Source organism: Corynebacterium suedekumii (assembly GCF_030252185.1).
Lineage (GTDB): Bacteria > Actinomycetota > Actinomycetes > Mycobacteriales > Mycobacteriaceae > Corynebacterium > Corynebacterium suedekumii.
In genome coordinates, this window is record NZ_CP126970.1 from 1,870,114 (window position 1) to 1,890,895 (window position 20,782).

General features: G+C 66.0%; 15 protein-coding genes. 7 read left to right on the forward strand and 8 right to left on the reverse strand.

Annotated elements, in window-relative coordinates; all coding sequences use genetic code 11:
- Positions 1-43: 43 nt before the first annotated feature.
- The 4 genes from QP029_RS09415 to QP029_RS09430 all read right to left on the reverse strand — a co-directional run bounded on the left by QP029_RS09415 (position 44) and on the right by QP029_RS09430 (position 5,586).
- Positions 44-3,172 carry a DEAD/DEAH box helicase gene (locus QP029_RS09415; RefSeq protein ID WP_284874061.1) on the reverse strand — a complete coding sequence of 1,043 codons (3,129 nt, stop codon included), beginning with the start codon at positions 3,170-3,172 and terminating at the stop codon, positions 44-46.
- A gap of 36 nt (positions 3,173-3,208) precedes the next feature.
- Positions 3,209-3,604 carry a (deoxy)nucleoside triphosphate pyrophosphohydrolase gene (locus QP029_RS09420; RefSeq protein WP_284874062.1) on the reverse strand — a complete coding sequence of 132 codons (396 nt, stop codon included), beginning with the start codon at positions 3,602-3,604 and terminating at the stop codon, positions 3,209-3,211.
- A gap of 16 nt (positions 3,605-3,620) precedes the next feature.
- Complete coding sequence (gene hutG, locus QP029_RS09425; RefSeq protein WP_284874063.1) at positions 3,621-4,577, reverse strand: formimidoylglutamase; 957 nt, start codon at positions 4,575-4,577, stop codon at positions 3,621-3,623.
- A gap of 106 nt (positions 4,578-4,683) precedes the next feature.
- Positions 4,684-5,586 carry a hypothetical protein gene (locus QP029_RS09430; protein ID WP_284874064.1) on the reverse strand — a complete coding sequence of 301 codons (903 nt, stop codon included), beginning with the start codon at positions 5,584-5,586 and terminating at the stop codon, positions 4,684-4,686.
- Positions 5,587-5,705: 119 nt separating this feature from the next.
- Here QP029_RS09430 and QP029_RS09435 point away from each other — a divergent pair, with 119 nt between their 5' ends.
- The 3 genes from QP029_RS09435 to QP029_RS09445 all read left to right on the forward strand — a co-directional run bounded on the left by QP029_RS09435 (position 5,706) and on the right by QP029_RS09445 (position 9,653).
- Positions 5,706-6,134 carry a GNAT family acetyltransferase gene (locus tag QP029_RS09435; protein ID WP_284874065.1) on the forward strand — a complete coding sequence of 143 codons (429 nt, stop codon included), beginning with the start codon at positions 5,706-5,708 and terminating at the stop codon, positions 6,132-6,134.
- Positions 6,135-6,398: 264 nt separating this feature from the next.
- Entirely contained in the window at positions 6,399-8,573 is a 2,175-nt protein-coding gene (locus tag QP029_RS09440) for a DEAD/DEAH box helicase (protein ID WP_284874066.1), read from the forward strand.
- 417 nt (positions 8,574-8,990) lie between these two features.
- The gene (locus tag QP029_RS09445) at positions 8,991-9,653 is read left to right on the forward strand and encodes a hypothetical protein (RefSeq protein WP_284874067.1); all 663 of its coding nucleotides are present in this window, start codon (positions 8,991-8,993) and stop codon (positions 9,651-9,653) included.
- Positions 9,654-9,736: 83 nt separating this feature from the next.
- Here QP029_RS09445 and QP029_RS09450 read toward each other — a convergent pair whose 3' ends face one another.
- The 3 genes from QP029_RS09450 to putP all read right to left on the reverse strand — a co-directional run bounded on the left by QP029_RS09450 (position 9,737) and on the right by putP (position 12,496).
- A complete protein-coding gene (locus QP029_RS09450; RefSeq protein ID WP_284874068.1) occupies positions 9,737-10,213 on the reverse strand; it encodes a DUF2269 domain-containing protein in 477 nt (158 codons plus the stop codon).
- A 71-nt stretch (positions 10,214-10,284) separates the two neighbouring features.
- On the reverse strand, positions 10,285-10,866 hold the full coding sequence (locus QP029_RS09455; RefSeq protein ID WP_284874069.1) for an HNH endonuclease family protein: 582 nt from the start codon (positions 10,864-10,866) through the stop codon (positions 10,285-10,287).
- Positions 10,867-10,921: 55 nt separating this feature from the next.
- Complete coding sequence (putP, locus tag QP029_RS09460) at positions 10,922-12,496, reverse strand: sodium/proline symporter PutP (protein WP_284874070.1); 1,575 nt, start codon at positions 12,494-12,496, stop codon at positions 10,922-10,924.
- Between the two features lie 256 nt (positions 12,497-12,752).
- On the opposite strand from putP, the gene QP029_RS09465 reads away from it, so the two are divergent.
- Genes QP029_RS09465 through QP029_RS09480 form a run of 4 tightly spaced genes read left to right on the forward strand, consistent with a single transcriptional unit; the run spans position 12,753 to position 20,448 of the window.
- Complete coding sequence (locus QP029_RS09465; RefSeq protein ID WP_284874071.1) at positions 12,753-15,839, forward strand: DEAD/DEAH box helicase; 3,087 nt, start codon at positions 12,753-12,755, stop codon at positions 15,837-15,839.
- Positions 15,836-16,660 (forward strand): SWIM zinc finger family protein, encoded by an 825-nt coding sequence (locus QP029_RS09470; protein WP_284876216.1) that lies wholly within the window; start codon positions 15,836-15,838, stop codon positions 16,658-16,660. The genes QP029_RS09465 and QP029_RS09470 overlap by 4 nt, the downstream gene beginning before the upstream one ends.
- Complete coding sequence (locus QP029_RS09475; protein WP_284874072.1) at positions 16,657-17,799, forward strand: metallophosphoesterase family protein; 1,143 nt, start codon at positions 16,657-16,659, stop codon at positions 17,797-17,799. Before QP029_RS09470 ends, QP029_RS09475 begins: the two co-directional genes overlap by 4 nt.
- Positions 17,800-17,802: 3 nt before the next feature.
- Entirely contained in the window at positions 17,803-20,448 is a 2,646-nt protein-coding gene (locus QP029_RS09480; RefSeq protein ID WP_284874073.1) for an AAA family ATPase, read from the forward strand.
- A 7-nt stretch (positions 20,449-20,455) separates the two neighbouring features.
- Here the strand turns inward: QP029_RS09480 and QP029_RS09485 are convergent, their stop codons facing one another.
- Entirely contained in the window at positions 20,456-20,782 is a 327-nt protein-coding gene (locus QP029_RS09485) for a type II toxin-antitoxin system HicB family antitoxin (RefSeq protein ID WP_284874074.1), read from the reverse strand.

Consider the following 20,782-nt stretch of genomic DNA (forward strand, 5'->3'; position numbering starts at 1 on the left):
GGCGTCGCAATCCGTGCCACGCATCGATGAAGAAGGCGTAAAACTACACCACAGCCCGGCCCTGGTTATACAGTTCCGGCGGCATCGCACGGTGCAGCCGCCATTCAAATTGAATCGGTTTCTCGCTCTGATGACTGACGTAGTCGACTTCGCCGAGCAACGTAAACGCCTGAGCGGTTCCAACTTCGTTTGTTGTCGAGTTCCTGACGGCCATGACTATTGTTGACCCCTCATCGTCATGGTGGATGTACCGCTGAGCAGTAGGGGAATCCACCGCAGTTGACGACTGGGATTCCCAATGAAAAAGCTCGGGAGAAATCGGGTAGTCCCGGTAGCTGGTAGACGGGGTGAAGCTGGACTCGTCCTTAACCAGTGTGACAAAGAAGAGATCGAGATCGAGATCGCTGTTGTACCAAACGCCCTCGCGCGGAAGGTTCACTAGTTTGTTGACCTCAACATCCCTTAGCGCCGCAATGATTTCTGCGCGGGTGTAATCAGCGTGAAGGTAGAGGGCACCGTTCCCGAACTTTTCCGGCAGGGGAGTGGGAAGGCGGCGCGATGAGGAAACGGTGACGTTGGTGATCTGACAAATTTCCGCAGAGATCGAGGGGAAGGAGCGTATGTGGTCGAGTGCCTCGGACAGCGAGGCAGGAACTGTGCGAGCGGGCATGTGCGCCCACAGTGAGCTCACAAGCATCCGCAGATAGGCGCGATCTTTGTCCGTCATCTGCGACAAGGCTGGTCCGTCGGGCGAAGAGATTCTGACGTACATTTCTGCGCGCTCCACATCATTGATGTGGAGAAGACTCTGCAACCGTCCCAAAAGGAGCAATTCATCGGGATGAGGATCCCCGAGACCTGGGAGAAGACGTTCTTGACGAAGCAGGGTTGTCCAACTCTGTTTCTTTTTCTTGTAGATGTCTTCCACGGGGATGCTGGTGTGCTCGATGAATCGGGATAAATCCGTGGTCGCTTCGTCACTGATGAGTTGACGCAGTCTCCTGGATGACGTCCTGGTGAACCGCTTGACGTTTTTCAGGACCTCGTCCTGGGCGACCTCATCAAGAATTACTGCGGAACCCGGAGGTGCCTGGGGAAACCCATCCTCAATGGCCTTCTCCAATCGTCGACCTCGAAGGCCAGTCAATGCGTAGTAGCGAGCTTCGAAATCAAATTCGGCGCGTTGCTGACCGATGAAGTCGAATACGGTGCACACGTCTTTGCCGTGAGCTAAGCGAAGACCTCGCCCGAGCTGCTGAAGGAAGACTGTCGGGCTCTGTGTGGGCCGCAAGAGCACGATCGTATTCACATCGGGGATGTCGACGCCCTCGTTAAAAATATCGACGGAAAAGAGTATCTTGATGTCCCCTGCCCGGAGTCGACGAAGTGCTTCGGCACGTTCTTCACGGGTGTTTCGGGAACTAACCGCCAGGGCAGGCACATTGAAATGATTAAACCTAGACGCCATGTACTCGGCGTGATCGATGCTGACACAGAAGCCGAGAGCTTTCATCGATGAGAGCTCGAGCAGTCTCTTCTGCATCTCGGACAGGATGAGCTTTATGCGCCGGTCGCCGGCGGCAATATAGAACTCCGTCAGGGCGTTGACCTCATAGTCCTTTCGATTTTTACTCCAAGCGACATTGCTGAGATCGGTGCCGTCACTAATTCCGAAATAGTGCATTGGAGCGAGCAACTGGAGCCGGAGGGCTTCCCAGAGACGCAGTTCGTAGGCAATCCGATAGTCGAAAAACTTCTGAACATTTGCGCCGTCAGCACGTTCGGGTGTCGCCGTTAGCCCGAGGAGTTCTTCCGGCTGGATATGCTCCATCAAACGCTGATAGGAGGGTGCCTCGGAGTGGTGGAACTCGTCGATAACGACAACCTCGAAATGATCCGGCGCGAAACCATCAAGGCGGGTGGAGTTCAGCGATTGGATGCTCGCAAAGACATGCGTCCACTTCCGTGGCTCGTGCCCATCAACGAGGAGCTCGCCGAAAGCCGGATCCTGCAAGACTTCTCGGTAGGTCCGGAGGGCTTGCTGGAGAATCTCCTTGCGATGCGCGACGAAAAGGAGCTTGGGCAGCATGCCGGCTTGTTCCTTGAGCGCGCGGTAATCCAAAGCTGCAACGACTGTCTTTCCCGTGCCCGTCGCGGCGACGATGAGGTTGCAGTGTCGGTCGTGCACGCTTCGTTCAGCTTCGAGAGCCTGCAACATCGCGGCTTGGTATGGGTATGGCTCGATTCTCAGCCCGGAGAGCTCGATGACATTGTCGAAAGTACCCTTCGCAGTGGTGAGAGCTCGTTGGAGTCGCGCCCCGTCAGTCTGCGGATCGTAGGGTGAAAAATGTGGGTCGTTCCAATAGCTATCGAAGGTGGCGGTGAACTTCTCGATGACTCCTGGGGTCGCACTTCTTGAGGTGCGTACGTTCCACTCGAGTCCGGTGACCAGCGCTGAGGTGGAGAGGTTGGAACTACCAACAAAGGCAGTGTCGAACCCGGACTTTCGTCGAAACAGCCATGCCTTAGCGTGGAGGCGAGTATTTCGGCTTTCGTAGCCAATCTTGACCTGTGCACCGTATTCCGCGACGAGTCGCTCGACTGCCGCCGATTCCGTGGCGCCGCAGTAGGTGGACGTGATCACCCGAAAGGGAATTCCACGATCCCTTAGTTCAGTGAGGTGGTCATCGAGAACGGCGATCCCACTGCGTTTAATGAAAGCAATCAACAGATCGACGGAGTCTGCCGTGGCAATCTCTCGCCGCAGCTCATTCGACAAACTTGGTTCTTTCGGAGAGTTCGTCAAGAGCGACGCCCCGGCAAGTGAAATCTCCGGCGGTTGCGGCGGGTCTGCGAGTTTCGATTCGTAGACCGCGTGGAGGAGTCGCTCATCTACCACCGTATCGCCCTCATCAAGAAGCCGGGCAATGCCGTTAATGAGGGATATGCGCTGTTCAGGATCGCTGACTGACTCGAGTCGCCTTGTCAGGCGGTCAGCAAGGTTTCGAGATACTGCTTCGATGTAACGCTGCTTCAGGTCGGGGTCAACGACCGGATCTGAAATACCTACTGAGGGCCATGCCTCCCGCGTTGCCTCAATGCGCTCACGAATTCTCGCAGTGACCGGGGTTTCGTAGGCACCAAAAGGAAGCGCGAGATCATCTGATGACATGGTGTGAAGGGTAGCCGTTCAACAACGCGGCCGTGCCTATTGCATGACCCGTTGAATTTCTTCCACCGCTGGGATATCAGCAGGGGCCCACTCCACTTGGCCGAGGTCGTGGACCGGGATCCAGCGCAACTCTTGGTGTTCAGTGAGCTGGGGTTCACCGGACACTATGGTGCAGAAGTACGTGGATAGAACTACGGTCCCGAAGTCGTATTCGTACTCGGTGGTGGTAATGAAGTCACCGACGGTGGCGTCGCAGCGGAGTTCTTCGTGAAGTTCACGAATGAGGGCCGCTTCTGCTGACTCACCGGACTCAACCTTCCCTCCGGGAAATTCCCACATTCCAGGAAGGGCGCGGCCAGGTCCGCGGCGAGCCCCGAGCACTCGATCTCCACGGGTAAAGACTGCTCCGACAACTTCGATCCTCTTCTTCACGCCCATACAGTAACGGCTATGCCGTGGCGTGCGCTGCGGTGATCTCCTCAACCAACCTCGACGCGACCCGGGCAGTCCGCTTGTCCACGTCCAGCGGAGGGCTCAGTTCGACGACGTCGACAAGTGCGAGTCGGCCCGTCTTCGCGAGAGCGGTGCAGATGGCGCGGATGTTGGCCAGCGGTACGCCGACAGAGGCCGGAGAGGTCACGCCCGGGCAGACGGCTGCGTGGAGGACGTCGAGGTCGATGCTCAGATGGATGCGGTCCCGGCCGTCGGTCACCTTCACCGCGAGGTCGGCGGCCTCGGTGGGGGAGAGTTCGGAGAGCTGGTCGTCGGTGGTGATGTTCACGCCGCGTTCGCGGGCGGAGTCGAAGAGGAACTTCGTGTTGTCGGTGGGGGAGACACCGAGGACGGAGTAGTTGAAGTCGTCACCTGCCAGCTCGGAGACCTGGCGGAAGGGGGTGCCGTTGTTGCAGGGCTCAGCCTGGCGGAGGTCGAGGTGGGCATCGAGGTTGATGATGGCGATGGAGGAGGCGTCGCCACCCGTTTCCTCATGCAACCCGCGGTAGGAACCCCAGGCGGCCTCGTGGCCGCCGCCGAGGACGACGGGGAGGTGGCCTGCCTTGGCGATGGTGGAGACGGCGTCGGCAAGCGTGTCCTGCGCGCCCTCCAGATCGTGGCCGTCCACGGTGATGGTGCCGGCGTCGTAACGCGGGCGTTCGTCGTGGACGGACATGAAGCCGAGGGAGGTGCGGATGGCGTCGGGGCCGTCCGCGGCGCCGGCGCGACCGTAGTTCCGGGTGATGCCCTCGTCGGAGGCGAAACCGATGAGGGCCACTCCGGGATCCACACTCGCGGGATCATCCATCGGACGGACCGTGGTGGACCAGAGGGCGTGATCGGGGTTGGGCCCGTCGACGCGGCCGGTCCAGGATTCGGGCAGAGTGCTCTTGAACAGATGTGAGTCGCTCATGGGTCCACGGTACGGACCGGCCCGGAACGGACCACCCGGATTGGGGACAGCGCCCACAACCGCCGACACCTGACTCATGGTCAGGCGCCGGCGGTGAGGCGTGGAGTTATCGCGTGGGGCGCTGCTGCGGGTAGCCCTGGGCCACGGTGGCGGGGGACGTGCGGGCGGCGATGATCTGCCAGATGCCCACCGCGGTGGTGACGAAGGCCAGGACCATGACCATGGTGACCAGACCACTGTCATCGGTGGAGATGGCGTTGCTCACCGTGCCGTACTGATCAATCTGACCACCGGCGAGGGAGAGTTCCTCCAGGCTGTCCCAGACGCGGCCACCGGAGTAGACCAGCAGCCCGATGAAGTAGCCGACTCCGGCGACGACGGCGAGGACGCCACCGACCAGGCGGGAACCCCGGAAAGCGAGCAGCGCGGCAATGACGAGCAGGAGGATCACGGCGACGGTGACACCCATGACGCCGAGACTGGTGATGTTCTCACTCCAGGCGTCGCTCGGCCCCTGCTCACTGGCGCCGAACACGGTGGTGGAACTGGTGGTGGTGGCGGTCATCTCGCCCAGACCGAAGCCGTTGATCTTCCCCTCGATCACCTGTGACCCGGAGGTCCCGCCGAGGAAGCCGAGATCCACGTTCATCTGCGAGGAGACCCGCATGGTGAACCACGGGAAGAACGCGGCGATGAGGCTGAGGATCGCGACTGCGGCGTACACGATGGCGGGCAGCACCGGATTCTTCAGCGCACCGCCCGCCGACTGGGCGGTGGAGTGCAGTTTCGCGCGATTGTCCGGGGTGTCCAGGTTCCGGCGGGTCTGCTCCACCGATGCCCGGGCCTGCGCGCCGGCCTTCCGGGCGCCGGTGCCCACCTTATGGCTGATCTCCTCGAACTTGGCCCCGAAGTCGGTCCTCGGGTGCGCGGGCTGCTGTGGCGTCTGCCGGGGCTGACCCCAGTCGTACTCGGGCTGCGGGTTGGCGGGGCCGTTGTTCGGGGTGTTCATGGTGTGGTCCTCGGCTTTCTGTTGGGTGCTCGCTGGCTGTTCGAATTCACAGTAAGTCCAGGCCAGCCGGGGTGACCAGCAGAATGGGGACTGCTCCCCACACACGTAGCCTCGGGCGTATGAGAATCATCGATCTCCCCGCGGACCGGCACGACGAGGTCGTTGAACTGTGGCGGGTATCCAACCTCCTGGCCCCGTGGAACGACCCGTACGCCGACATCCGCATGGCGATGGACAACCCCACCTCCACGGTCCTGGTCGGCCTTGACGGTAACGACATCATCGCCTCCGCGATGGTGGGGTATGAGGGGCACCGCGGCTGGGTGTTCTACGTCGCGGTCGACCCGGGTCGGCGGGGCCGTGGCCTGGGCGAGGAGATCATGGACGCCGCGTTCGACTGGCTGGAGAACCTGGGCGCGGTGAAGATGCAGCTGCTCATCCGCCAGGGGAATGAGGGCGTGCAGGCCTTCTACGAGCGGATCGGGTTCCGGGTGGAGCCGGTGATCATGATGTCGAAACGGATCAGGCCGCCGGCGAACGAGCTCTGATGTGAGGAGTGGCTGGTCGGGCAGGGAGCACACAAGATCAAGTTGCAGGTCCGGACGGACAACACGAAGGTCATCGGGTTCGATGAGCGGCTGGGGTTTGAGACGGAGGACTTCGTGGTCATGGCGAAGCATCATCCGCCCGCAGGGGCGGATGCCTGAGGGTGTGCGCTGCGGTGACGCAGGTGGGCGTCGATAAGCGGTGAGTGCCAGAACACCCTTAATGAAATGGTGATTCGCCTCAGGTTGGCGTAGGCTGGTCCAGCAATGAGCAACACCGATAACGCCACCGGCGGCGTGAATGAGCCGGATGACCTAAGCACGTCGGAAAATCAGGAAAACCCGCAAGGTGATGCAGCGCAGGCTGCTTCCACTCCTGTGGAACCGCTGACCATCGAGGACATTGTTGATCCCGAGGCACCGGTCCAGGAGCAGAACACCGGGGACGCGGATACTTCTGAGACCACCGGCTCCGAGACGGATGTCCCGGACACTAAAGACAACACTGACAACCACGCCTCAGAAGACGCGTCCACCGAGAAGGCGGACGGCAACGGTTTCGCCGCCCTCGGCCTGCCGGACAACGTCCTCGCAGCGGTGAAGAAGGTGGGTTACGAGACCCCCTCCGCGATCCAGGCACAGACCATCCCGGTCCTGATGGAGGGTAACGACGTCGTCGGCCTCGCCCAGACCGGTACCGGCAAGACCGCAGCCTTCGCGCTGCCGATTCTCGCCCGCATCGACCTCGAGGACCGCTCCCCGCAGGCGCTGGTTCTCGCGCCGACCCGTGAGCTCGCGCTCCAGGTCGCCGACTCCTTCCAATCCTTCGCGGACCACCTGGGCAAGATCAGCGTCCTGCCGATCTACGGCGGACAGGCCTACGGCATCCAGCTGTCCGGCCTGCGCCGCGGCGCCCAGATCATCGTGGGCACCCCGGGTCGTGTCATCGACCACCTGGCCAAGGGCTCCCTCGACATCTCCCGTCTGCGTTTCCTCGTCCTCGACGAGGCCGACGAGATGCTCAACATGGGCTTCCAGGAGGATGTCGAGCGCATCCTCGAGGACACCCCGGACGAGAAGCAGGTCGCCCTGTTCTCGGCGACGATGCCCAACGGCATCCGCAAGATCTCCAAGCAGTACCTCAACGACCCGCAGGAGATCTCGGTCAAGTCCGAGACCCGCACCAACACCAACATCACGCAGCGCTTCCTCAACGTCGCGCACCGCAACAAGCTCGACGCCATCACCCGCATCCTCGAGGTCACCGAGTTCGAGGCCATGATCGTCTTCGTGCGCACCAAGCACGAGACCGAGGAGATCGCCGAGAAGCTGCGCGCCCGCGGATTCTCCGCCGCCGCCATCAACGGCGACATCGCGCAGAACCAGCGTGAACGCACCGTCGACCAGCTCAAGGACGGCCGACTGGACATCCTGGTCGCGACCGACGTCGCCGCCCGCGGCCTCGACGTCGAGCGCATCAGCCACGTGTTCAACTTCGACATCCCGAACGACACCGAGTCCTACGTCCACCGCATCGGCCGCACCGGCCGCGCAGGGCGTACCGGTGAGGCGATCCTCTTCGTCACCCCGCGTGAGCGCCGCATGCTGCGTGCCATCGAGCGTGCCACTAACGCCCCGCTCACCGAGATGGAACTGCCCTCGGTCGATGACGTCAACGAGGCCCGCAAGGCCAAGTTCATGGACTCCATCACCGAGGCCCTCGAGTCGAAGCAGATCGACCTGTTCCGCGGCATGATCAAGTCCTACGCCGAAGAGCACGACGTCCCCGTCGAGGACGTCGCCGCAGCTCTGGCCTCCCAGGCCCAGGCCGGCAACGACTTCCTGATGAAGGAGCCCCCGCCGGAGCGTCGCCGTGAGCGCAACGACCGTGACCGTGGTGACCGAGGCGATCGTGGTGGCCGTTTCGACCGCGACGACCGTGGCCCGCGCGGCGGCGGCTCCCGCTTCGACCGCGACGGCGACTTCGCCACCTACCGCCTCGCGGTGGGCAAGCGACAGAACGTCCGCCCGGGCGCCATCGTCGGCGCCCTGGCCAACGAAGGCGGCCTGACCTCCAAGGACTTCGGCCGCATCACCATCGCCGTCGACCACACCCTGGTCGAGCTGCCCAAGGACATGGACAAGTCCGTCCTGGACCGCCTGTCCGACACCCGCATCTCCGGCCAGCTCATCAACATCGAGCCCGACGCCGGCGGACGCCCGCCGCGCCGCTTCGAGCGCGACGACCGTGGTGGCCGTGGTGGTTTCCGCGGCGGCCGTGACCGCGATGATCGCGGCGGCCGAGGCGGCTTCCGTGGCCGTGACGACCGTGGTGACCGCGGTGGTTACCGTGGTCGGGACCGCGATGACCGGGGCGACCGTGGCGGTTTCCGCGGTCGTGACCGTGACGATCGCGGCGGCCGAGGCGGCTGGCGCGACTAGCCTGTAGCACCCTGAGACCCCCATTCTCCGACGTTGTCGGGGAGTGGGGGTCTTGTGTGTGGGCCCTCCAGGCTAGGTCTTCCGGGCTCCAGTTCGGGGCATGAGGACCGGGGTAGTCCAGTTCGGGCATTCGAGAAAGGGTATTCATCGGGTAGCGGAGCCAGGCTTCTCAATTGATGCCCCTCCTCGAATGCCCCTGAAGGCGACATGGTCCCAGCGAACATCCCGGTACTACGGGGACGGTGATCGGATTAGAAGACGCTGGCACCGGCGAACAGCTCCGAAACCTGGCAGATACGCGCCGAATTACCGGGAAAACGGAGTCGAATGCAGTTCACCGGCCGGATTTCGGTGTCGCGTCAGCCGACGGGGGATTCTGTCAACCATATGTAGACACGTGAACTACCATATCTATACATGGACGCCTCTCTCTTTCTCTTCATTGTCGCCGTCGTCGTGGGCTCGGCGGTCGGCGCACTGGTCGGGGCCCGGGCGACGACCCGGGCCGGACAGGAAGCCCATGACCGGAAGCTGCGGACTCAACAGCGAGAGGCATTTTCTGAGCTGGTGCTGCACTCGGCGCGGATGCGGCATCGTCTGCAGCGCACGTACGTGCTGGAGGAGGAGATTCGGTTCTATGCCTGGGAGGGCCTGGATCTCGTGCGCCGGGCGTCGTCGGATGCGGTTGATGATGATGTCCGGTGCCTGTTGCGGAAGCTGAGGTACGGGTTCGAGCGGGTCACGCTGGCCGGTGTGGTGGGGAAGGTCGATTCGCGGGGGCGGGCGTTCCCGTCCCGTGATGAGGGCGAGGACCTCATCGTCTACATGGATCAGTTGCTGGAGGAGGCGGAGCGGGAGGTCGTTGACCGGGTGGTGCCGGCTCGGGGGTCGCGGCCGCTGGATGCGCTGTTCACCACGTCGGAGGACAAGCGCTCAGCAGTGTGCGTGGAGACGTTCCAGGAACTGGAGCTCCCGCAGGCCACGGATCCCGACATCGGTCCTGCCACTCAGGAGGCCATCGAGGCCCCGGAGGCTGAGGAGTCAACGACCCCGGAGGTCACGGGTCGTTTCGCTCCGTAGAAGTGACCCGGGCCCGAAGAATCACTGAACCCCGCTGACCGACGGCGTCGTCGGTCAGCGGGGTTCACAACTCTGGGAAACCTTTACAGGTACATCAGGACCAGCATGATGACCCACAGCAGGGCGAAGATGCCGCTGAACATGGAGAGCTGGGACTTGGTCTTGGACCACTTGGTGTCGTCGAGGCGGTCGTTCTCCGGGTCGTAGTCGCCGGCATCGAGGAGGCCGAGGGAGCCCATCATCTTCTTCTGGCGGGGGATGACCAGCAGCAGGAGGATGATCCAGGCGATGACGGCGAGGGTGATGGCGATGTGGAACTGGCCCTGGGACCAGTAGGCGCTGTTGGTGAACATGATGGCCACACCGAGCAGCGGGACGATGGCGGCGAGGACGCCGTAGAGGCTGGAAACCTTGTGCAGGACGGTGGCGGCACCGGCGGCCTTGGCGTCACCGGCGTGGGCCTTGGCGGCCTGGCTGGGGAACAGGGAGGTGGCGACGGTGGCGGGGCCGATGAAGAGCACGGCGGCCAGCACGTGGAGGACGATGAGAATCGTGTTCAAGGGGGAGAGCCTTTCAGGGCTGTTCGGGCAAATTGTCCATCGACCACCCTATCTATAGACAGGCCGAAGGTCTATTCGACACGGTGTCGACAAACCCTGGTCATCACGGCGATGTCCTCGGCGGGCAGCGGGAGGTCGTAGGCCACGGCCACGGCACCGAGGCGTTGGGCGTAGGCGCAGCGGGATCCGCGTTCGGGTGGCAGCCATTCGGACGGCAGGAGGTCGGATTTGGCGCGGTTAACCGGGGCGGCGACGACGAGGAGGTTGAGCGGGTCGTTGGCGAATTCTTCCCGCCTCGACGCCGGCCAGGCGTGCGCCCCGAGGTCCCAGGCGGCTGACAGGGGCAGGACGTGGTCGATCTCCAGAGCATCGTCGGCGGTCAGGACGGTCCCGGTGTAGGGGTCGGTGACGGTGCCGCCGGTGACGGTGCAGCCGGGGGTGAGCACGGCGGCGTCGATAAGCGAGAGGAGCACGGCCTCGCGGACGGTGCAGGCGTCGGCGGGGGACCAGCCGGCGCCGAATTCGGTGCGGTCGTAGCCGAGGACGCGGGCGCGTTGGGGGACTTCCGTGACCGGCGGGATGTCTTCGGGCCAGCCGCGGGGGAGGAGCAGCCACAGGGTGGCCAGGATCAGGACAAAGAGAAAGGGCCTCACATCCAGTTGGACTGAATGGAGGCCCTCGAGGTTCCCGGGGAACCGGAGAAAAAGGTTAGACCTCGCCGCGCTCGACCTTGACGGCGGCGGTCTCGAAGTCGGTGTCCTCGTTCTTGGCGGTGACCCGGGCGAGCTTCGCGGCCTGGTCGAACTCCTCGGTGACCTCCGGCTTGGGCTTGGAGGTGGCGAGGGTGACGGCGACCATGACGAGGGTGGCCAGGATGAAGCCCGGGACCATCTCGTAGATGATGTCGCTGAAGAAGTTGCCCCAGACGAACACGGTGACGGCACCGGTGATCATGCCGGCGATCGCGCCCGGAGCGTTGAGACGCTTCCAGTACAGCGAGGCCAGGACGATCGGGCCGAAGGCGGAGCCGAAGCCCGCCCAGGCGAAGCCGACCAGCCCCAGGATGGTGTCGGAGGGATTGACGGCCAGGATGCCGGCGATGACGGCGACCACGACGACGGCGGTGCGCGACAGGTTGATCAGGACGTTCTCGTTCGGCAGCTTCTTGGCCACGATCTTGTACAGGTCCTCGATGAGGGAGGAGGACACGACCAGCAGCTGCGAGGACATGGTGGACATGATCGCGGCGAGGACGGCGGTGAGCACGAGGCCGGCGATGAGCGGGTGGAACAGGATGCGGCCCATGTCGAGGAAGATGGTCTCGAAGGCTTCACGGTCGGTGACGGCGATGTCCGGGTTCTGGGAGAAGAACACGGTGCCGATGATCGCGGTGAAAGTGGCGCCGAGGATGCACAGGAACATCCAGCCGACGCCGATCCAGCGGCCCTGCTTGGCCTCGGCGGGGGTGCGCAGCGCCATGAAGCGGACGAGGATGTGCGGCTGGCCGAAGTAGCCGAAGCCCCAGGCCAGGTTGCCGATGATGGCGGCGGCGGACACGCCGGCGATCATGTTGAAGTAGGTCGGGTTGCCCACACCGTCGGTGTAGGGGCCGTAGTCGTTGTTGGCGGCCCAGGACCAGATGTCGGACGGGTTGTCCAGGGCGATCAGTGCCATGACCGGCACGATGATCAGGGAGGCGAACATGATCATGCCCTGCACGGCGTCGGTGTAGGACACGGCCAGGAAGCCGCCGATGAAGGTGTAGGCCACGGTCACGGCCGCGACGATGAGCATGCCGGTGAGGTACTCGCCACCGAAGGTCGCCTCGAAGTAGCGGCCGCCGGAGACCATGCCGGAGGAGACGTAGAAGGTGAAGAAGAAGATGATGATGATCGACGCGATGACGCGCAGCGCACGGGAACGGTCACGCAGCCGGTTCTCGAAGAAGCTGGGCAGCGTGATCGAGTTGTTGGAGATCTCCGTGTAGGAGCGCAGTCGTGGTGCGACCCACTTCCAGTTCGCCCAGGCGCCGACGAGCAGGCCGATGGCGATCCACAGTTCGGACATGCCGGTGAGGAAGAGCGCACCGGGCAGGCCCATGAGCAGCCAGCCCGACATGTCGGACGCGCCGGCGGACATGGCGGCCACGAACGGGTTGAGGCCGCGGTCGGCCAGGACGTAGTCGTCGTACTTGTCGGTCTTCCGGTAGCTCCAGTAGCCGATGGCCAACATCAGTCCCATATAGATGACGATGGCCAGAACGAACCAGGTAGTTTCGCTCACCTGTGATCCTCCTCATAGAATTGGCACAATTGTTCAATCCACCGCACGGTAACGAGGTATGAGGGTCGACCCAAATTGAATCCGGGGTTTTCCCGCCCGGTGGGGGCGGGGATTGGGGGAACCATGGCGCAACCTGCGACGAACCTGGATGTAACGAAGCTGTAACAATGGTCCGGGGTGGTCGGATCGGGGCGGAAATGATCCTTAAATCGCAGGCAGGGGGGCTGTGTCGGGCGTGGGTGGTAGAAAGAACCTTATGCCTTCTTTCCTCCTGCACGGTTTATGGATGCCCTCGGGCCTCCACCTGTGGGTCGAACAGATTCAGGGCCACCGCGTCGTCCTGCCCTCCTCGGCGCCGGAGAACACCTTCCCGCCGGGCGCCCGGACGCTTCTCGACGATCGCTCGTTCCGCCACCGCGTCCGCACCGAGCTCCGCACACCCCGGGGCCGCAAGGTCACACTGACCATCCCCACCGCCGCCTTCGCCCCCGAGCAGGCCGTCGCCGTGCTCAACCAGCTGGCCTTCCTGCTCGAGCCGGGGGCGGCGGCGACGAAGGCCCAGCGGGCCTCGATCGCCCCGGACCTGGAGTGGCTGGTGCGCATGAACGCCGGCCTGACCCGTTTCGCCCAGGCCGGCCGCGTGGTGCCCAAGCTCGTCTTCGAGGACGGCATGTGGTGGCCGATGTGGCAGCTGGCCTCCGGGCTGGGGGAGCGGGGCTGGCTCGCGGAGATGATCGCCGCCGCCCCCGGCATCCTCACCGCCAACAACCCCGACCTCGAGGACATCGCGGACACCCTCATCCACTGGAACGCCTCCGCCCTGCTCGAGGAGATCGGCGAATCCACCCGCCCCTACCCGTGGCACGACTTCGCGGATTCGCTGCTCAACTCCTCGCCGCTGCGCCGCGGCGGGCCCTCGCTGCTGCGCTCGATCAATGACTGGAAGGAGTCCATCACCGCTATCGACCTCCAGCTGGTCCTCATCGTCGAGGAACCGCCCCGCGACGACCCGGACGCGACCGCCGGCGACCCGGAGGACGCCACCTGGCCGGTCCGCGTGCAGGTGCGCTCCGGCACCGACTCGCCCCGACCCATCCGGGTCGACGAGCTCGACCGGGCCAGCGTGGAGAAGCTGCGGGGTGCCCAACGCCGCGCCGCCGGAGTCTCCGACCTGCTCGACCCTGCCCTGCGCACCCGTTTCGCCGACTACGCCAGCCGCGAGGCCGGGGACTGGGACGTGTATCTGTCCACCTCGGAGATCGTCGACTTCATCGGCCGGGACGTGGCCAAACTCCAGGCCGCCGGGTTCACCGTCATGCTGCCTAAGGCGTGGTCCACCTACGAGACGAAGGCCCGGCTGGAGACCACCGAGGTCACCGACGCGGCCGTCGGTGCGACGAAGAAGCACTTCGGCCTGGACCAGCTCGTCGAGTACAACTGGCGGATGTCCGTCGGTGACATCGAGCTCACCGACGAGGAGATGACCGAGCTGGTCAACTCCAAGTCGGGGCTGATCCGCCTGCGCGGCGAGTGGGTCATGGCCGATGCCGGGGCGCTGAACAAGATCACCGGCTACATGGCGGAGCTGGCGGCGACGTCGCGGAAGCGGCGCCGGAAGGAACTGGAGAAGGCCGCGGCCCTGGCCGAACGCGCCCGCGCCCTGGAGCAGCCCGGCTGGGAGGCACTGGTCGCCGACGTGGACAAGCGCCGGGAGGAGTTCAACCGGGACTTCTCCGGTGACGGGGACGTCGGCGAGGTCACCCTCGCCGAACTGCGCCAGCTCGCCCTGGAGACCATGGCGGAGGAACCGGTCGAGTTCACCGGCTCCACCTGGCATTCCGCGCTGCTCGGCGGGACCGAGACCCCCGCCCCAACCCGGGTGGACATCCCCGACACGGTGCACGCGGACCTGCGGGACTACCAGCGCCGCGGCGTCGACTGGCTGTACTGGATGTCGCGCAACAACCTCGGCGCGGTGCTCGCCGATGACATGGGCCTGGGCAAGACCCTGCAGCTGCTCGCCCTGCTCGCCGTCGAACACGACCGCGGCCAGGTCGAGGCGCCCACCCTGGTCGTCGCCCCCACCTCGGTGGTGGGTAACTGGGCGAAGGAGGCGCACCGTTTCGTGCCCTCCCTGCGCGTCCTCGTCCACCACGGCCCGGACCGGCTGCGCGGGGAGGCGCTGACGGAGGCGCTCGAGCACACCGACCTCATGATCACCAGCTACGGCGTCGTCGGCCGGGACTTCGCCGACCTCGGCGGCGTCGAGTGGGACCGGGTGGTGCTCGACGAGGCGCAGGCGATCAAGAACTCCGCCACCCGCTCCTCCAAGGCCGTGCGCTCCCTGCCCAGCCGCCACCGCATCGCCCTGACCGGCACCCCGGTGGAGAACCGCCTGTCCGAGATGCGCTCCATCCTCGACTTCTGCAACCCCGGCGTCCTCGGTTCCACGAGCTTCTTCCGCAACCACTTCGCCAAGGCCATCGAACGGGAGCAGGACGAGGTGATGACCGAACGGCTGCGCCGGCTCACCGCCCCGTTCATCCTGCGCCGGCTGAAGACGGACACCGCGATCATCGACGACCTGCCCGAGAAGAACGAGGAGATCATCACCGTCGAGATGACCCCCGAGCAGGCTGCCCTGTACAAGGCCCTGGTCGACGACGTCCAGCTCCAGCTCGAGCAGCGTCACGGCATGGCCCGCCGCGGCCTCGTCCTGGCCACCATCACCCGCATCAAGCAGATCTGCAACCACCCCGCCCAGTACCTCGGCGACGGCTCCGCGGTCACCGTCAAGGGCCGCCACCGCTCCGGCAAGGTCGCCGAGCTCATGCGGCTGCTCGACCACGCCATCGAGACCGGCCAGCGGATGCTCATCTTCACCCAGTACAAGGCCTTCGGCGGCATCCTCGTGCCCTACCTCTCCGACCGCCTGGGCCAGCAGATCCCCTTCCTCCACGGCGGGGTGACCAAGACCGGCCGTGACCGCATGGTCGCCGACTTCCAGTCACCCGACGGCCCGCGTGCGATGATCCTCTCCCTCAAGGCCGGCGGCACCGGGCTCAACCTCACCGCCGCATCCATGGTCGTCCACCTCGACCGCTGGTGGAACCCGGCCGTGGAGAACCAGGCCACCGACCGGGCGTTCCGCATCGGCCAGGAGCGCAACGTCGCCGTGTACAAGATGATCACCGCCGGTACGCTGGAGGAATCCATCCAGGACATCCTCGACGGCAAGACCGAGCTCGCCGGCGCCGTCATCGGCGAGGGCGAGGGCTGGATCACCGAGCTCGGCCCCGAGCAGCTCGCCCAGCTCATGAGCTACCGCGGGAGGGAGAAATAGTGGCCCAGCGCCCCAGCGACGACAACGTCATCTACGCCAACTTCGGTGCGAAGACCCGCGTCGAGAAGCCCACCCAGTCCCTGCCTCCGCGCCGCCGCGCGTCCCTGTCCCCGGCCGCCCAGCTGCTTCTCGACGCCGTCCTCTCCCGCGCCGATGCCGGCCGCGTCACCCGCGGCCGGCAGTACGCCGCCGCCGGGCACGTCGTCTCCCTCGAGGTCCTGTCCGGCCGCGTCCACGCCCAGGTCGCCGGCTCCCAGAACGAGCCCTTCCAGGTGACCATCCAGCTGCCCTACCGGTCGACCGACGACATCGCCGGCGTCTCCGCCGAACTGGCGCGCACCGCCAACGGCCTGCGCCTGGCCCGCCAGGGTGAGGTCTCCGATTCACTGCTCCACGTCCTGCTCGCCGATGACCCCGGCGACATCCGCCTGCTGTGTGACTGCCCCGACCCCTCCCCGGTGTGCAAGCACGAGGTGGCGGTGGCCGAGAAACTCGCCGCCAGGATGGACGCCGATCCTCTGCTGCTGTTCGAACTGCGCGGCATGAACCTCGGTTCCCTGGAGACGGCCGTCATGGCCCAGGCCCGGTCCGCCTCCCGCGAATCCGAGGATGACCCGGAGCTGTTCTGGACCGGGCGACAGTTCCCTGACCTGCCCCATCCCCGGGTCGCTCCGGCGCTGGACGATTCGGACCTCGATCTGCTGCACAAGGCGATGCGGACGATCTCCTACACCAACGTCGAACAGCTGCGCGCGGTCTCGGACATCGAGGATCTCTACGACGCCCTGTGTCGGGGTGGCGTGATAGACAATGACACATGACCTCGACGACGTTCCTGCACACCTCTGACCTGCAGCTGGGCATGACCCGCTGGTTCCTCGACGATGATGCCCAGGGCCGTTTCGACGATGCCCGCCTGCGCGCCATCGACCGGCTCGGTGAGGTGGCCGCCGAGCGCGGGTGCGCCTTCATCGTCGTCGCCGGTGACGTCTTCGAACACAACTCCCTGTCCGACCGGGTCACCGGCCGCGCCCTCGAGCGCCTCCGGGCCCTGCCCGTGCCGGTCTACCTCCTGCCCGGCAACCACGATCCGCTGGTGGCGGACTCGGTGTTCCGGCGGATCGAGGTGGACGGGGTCCACGTCCTCAGTGACTCCACCCCGGTGCCGGTGTCCCCGGGCGTGGAGATCGTCGGCGCCCCGCTGCTGGCCAAACGCGCCACCACGGACCTGGTGCGCCAGGCCCTGGAGCCGCTGGAACCCACCGACGGGATCCGGGTGCTCGTCGGCCACGGGCAGGCCGAGTCACGCTCCAACGAGGACGATCTCGCCCTCATTGACCTGGCGTACGCGGAATCGAGGGTGGCGGACGGCACGGTCGACGTCATCGCTCTCGGCGACACCCACTCCGCCGGGCAGGTCGGCACCTCCGGGTGCGTGTGGTTCTCCGGTGCGCCCGAGACCACCGACTTCCTCGACCACGCCACCGCCGGCGGCGGCGAGACCAACTCCGGCAACGCCCTGGTGGTGACGGTGACCAAGTCCGCGGCCACCGATGTGACCGTGGACGTCGAGGAGGTGGCGGTCGGGGAGTGGACCTTCGAGGCCCTCGACCGGGAACTGCTCTCCGCCGAGGACGTCACCGACTTCCTGGCCACCCTCGACGCCTACCCGCACAAGGACCGCACCGTGATCAAGTACGGGCTCCGCGGCACCCTCACCATGACCGACACCCGCCGCCTCGAGGCCGGGCTGGCGGAACACCGTCCCGTCTTCGCGGCCCTGTTCGAGCGTGAACGCCTCACCGACCTGCACCTGGAACCCGGGGCCGAGGAACTCGCGGACCTCGGGATCAGCGGCTTCGCCGCCGGTGCCCTCGGCGAACTGGTCGACGCCGCCGAGGCCGATCCCACCGCCCGAGACGCCGTCAACCTCTTCTTCCGCCTGTCCAAGGAGGCCTGAGCCATGCGTATCCATTCGCTGACCCTGGACAATGTCCGCGGTATCGAGCACCTGGAACTGAGGGAACTGCCCGACACCGGGGTCATCGTCATCCACGGCGACAACGAGCAGGGCAAGTCCACGATCATGGACGCCCTCAACGTCGTCCTCAACCAGAAGCACAGCGCCGGCAACAGGCACACCAAGCCGCTCAAGCCCGTGCACCGGGACGCCTCACCCTCGGTGTCGTTGACCGCCACCCTCGGCCCGGTGACCTTCACCATCGAGAAGACCTGGTTCCGCGGCAAGTCCGCCCGCCTGACCATCACCGCCCCGCAGCGGGAGTCCTACACCGGCGACCAGGCGGAGGCGAAGCTGGAGGAACTCAAGGAGCGCCACCTCGACGCCGCCCTGCTCACCACCCTGTTCCTCCGCCAGGACGAACTCGGCGCCAGCGTCGACGCGGTGGGCATTCCCACCCTCACCCGCGCGCTCGACGGCGCCGCCGGCACCGACGGCGAATCCGGGACCGAGGACTCCGGTCTCCTCGCCGCCGTCGACGCCGAGTACCGCCGCTACTACACCGCGACCGGGCGTGACACCGGCGAATTCGCCCAGGCCAAGGCGGAGCTGGACGCCGCCTCGACGGAGCTGGCGGAGGCGACCTCGCTCGCCGCGGAACTCGACACCTTTGTCACCCGTTTCGACCGCGTCACCGCCGATCGGCAACGCGCCGAGGCCGACCTGCCGGAGGCACTCACCGAGGCGGAGGAGCTGGCGGGCCGGGCCCGCGCAGCCGCCGAGGCCGCCGAGAAGGCCGCCCGCCTCCACGAGGACCTCGCCCGCGCCGACGAGGCCGTCACCCACGCTCGCGGTGCGGTGGATCAGCGCCGCCAGCTTGTCGACGCTGTCTCGCTCGCCACCGCAGACCTCACCCGCCGCCGCGAGGGGCTCGAGGCCGCCACCGCCGCCGCCGAACAGGAGAAGACGCAGCTGACCAGCCTCGGTGACCAGCTCGCCGCAGCCCGGGAGCGCCAGCGCTCGGCGACGGAGGGGCTGCGTGCCGCACGTGCGACCCAGCGGCAGGCGCAGGACATCACCCGCCGTGACGCCCTCGCCGGGCAGCTCGCCGAGGTGGCGGAGCTCAACGAGCAGATCCGAACCGTCCGGGAGACCCAGGCGGGGCGGCAGATCACCGACGCGGATGTCCGGGCCGTCGAGCAGGCCACGGCAGAGGTGACCCTCCAACGCCGCCTGCGCGAACAGGCCGCCGCCAAACTCCAGCTGACCGCCACGGCGTCGACCATGATCACCGTCAACGGGGAACCGGTGTCGGTGGACGGGGAGTCGACCGCCGTCGAACTCGCCGACGGCACCGAGATCACCATCGGCGACGTCACCGCCCGTTACGTCGCCGGCTACGCCGAATCCACCCGCGGCACCGACCCGGTGGCCGACGCCGAGAAGTCCCTGGCTGATCTTCTCGCGGACCTCGACTGCGCAGATATCGACGCTGTCCGCGCCGCCCGGGATCTCGCCCGGGACGCCGACGAGAAGCTGGCCACCCTCACCCGGCAGCGCAGCACCCTCCTGGGTGGGAGCGACCCGGAGGCACTCGCCGCCGAACATGACCGGCTCGTGGCGGAACTCGCGACGGCCGACTCCGTGGATCTGGATCCGACAGCGGCCGCGGCAGCCGTGCGTGCGGCGGAGGAGGAACAGGACACCGCCTCTGCCGAGGCCTCCCGGATCGACGCCGCCCTCACCCCGTGGCGCGACCGGACGGCCGCCCTCGCGCTCACGGAACTGAACACCCGGATCGAGGCCGCCGAGGCCACGCTCGCCACGGCGGAAAAGAGCCTCGCCGCCGCGGAGGAGAAGGTGGGCGCAGCGGAGCTGGCGGCGGGCGTCGAGAAGGCACAGGCCGCCCGTGACGCGGTGGCCGAACGCGTCACACTGGCGGACGCCGAGGTGGCCGAGGCCAACCCCGAGCTGGCCCGCAACCTCCACGACGGTGCCGTCGCCCGGGTGGAGTCCCTGCGCGCGGCGATGACCCGGGCGGAGAACCAGCTCGCCGAACTCACCGGGCGTATCGACATGGCCACCGGTGCCGCCGAACGACTGGAGAAGGCCGAGGCCGCCCACGAGGCCGCCCGCCACAGGTGCGACTCAGTCACCCGGCGGGCGGAGGCCGCCCGCCTGCTCCGTGAGACCCTGCACCGCCACCGTGACGCCGCCCGTGCCCGCTACGCCCAGCCCTTCGCCGACCAGCTCAGCCGGCTCGCGCGGACCGTGTTCGGCCACGACGTCGAGTTCGGACTCTCGGAGGATCTGCAGGTCACCCGGCGCAGCATCGGCGACGCCACCGTCCCGCTCGAGGACCTGTCCGGCGGAGCGAAGGAGCAGCTGGCCATCCTCACCCGTTTCGCCATCGCCGGCCTGGTCTCCCAGGACACCGGTGACGGGCGTGTGCCGGTGCCCGTGGTCGTCGACGACGCCCTCGGCTCCACCGACCCCTCCCGCCTGCAGCTGATGGCCACCCTGTTCACCGAGATGGGCAAGACCAGCCAGGTCATCGTGCTCACCTGCGTGCCGCAGCGCTACGACCGGGTGGTGGGGCGCACCGAGTACCCGATCGACGAACTCAAGTCGGCGGGGAGGTTGATCTGACGCAGCATCAGGCGGAAGCCAGCTTCTGGTTGATGTACGCGTTGAGAGAAATTCCCTCTGAACGGGCCGCCAAGACCAGCCGGCGATGGAGTGACGGTGAAGTGCGGACGTTGAACTTCCCGGAGTAGTCTCGCTCACCCAGGGGAGTGGGAACAGGTTCGCCGGTTGACTGGAGGTCAGCGACGATCTCGGCGATGAGGTCGACGAGTCCGTTCTCGGCTTCCTGGCGATCAGGGGCAAGCCATGACAGCGAGGGGAACTCAAGGACAGTGGCGACGAACTCCTGATCCTCGTTCGACCAGGCCACCTGGTAGGTGTACCGGTTGATATCCAT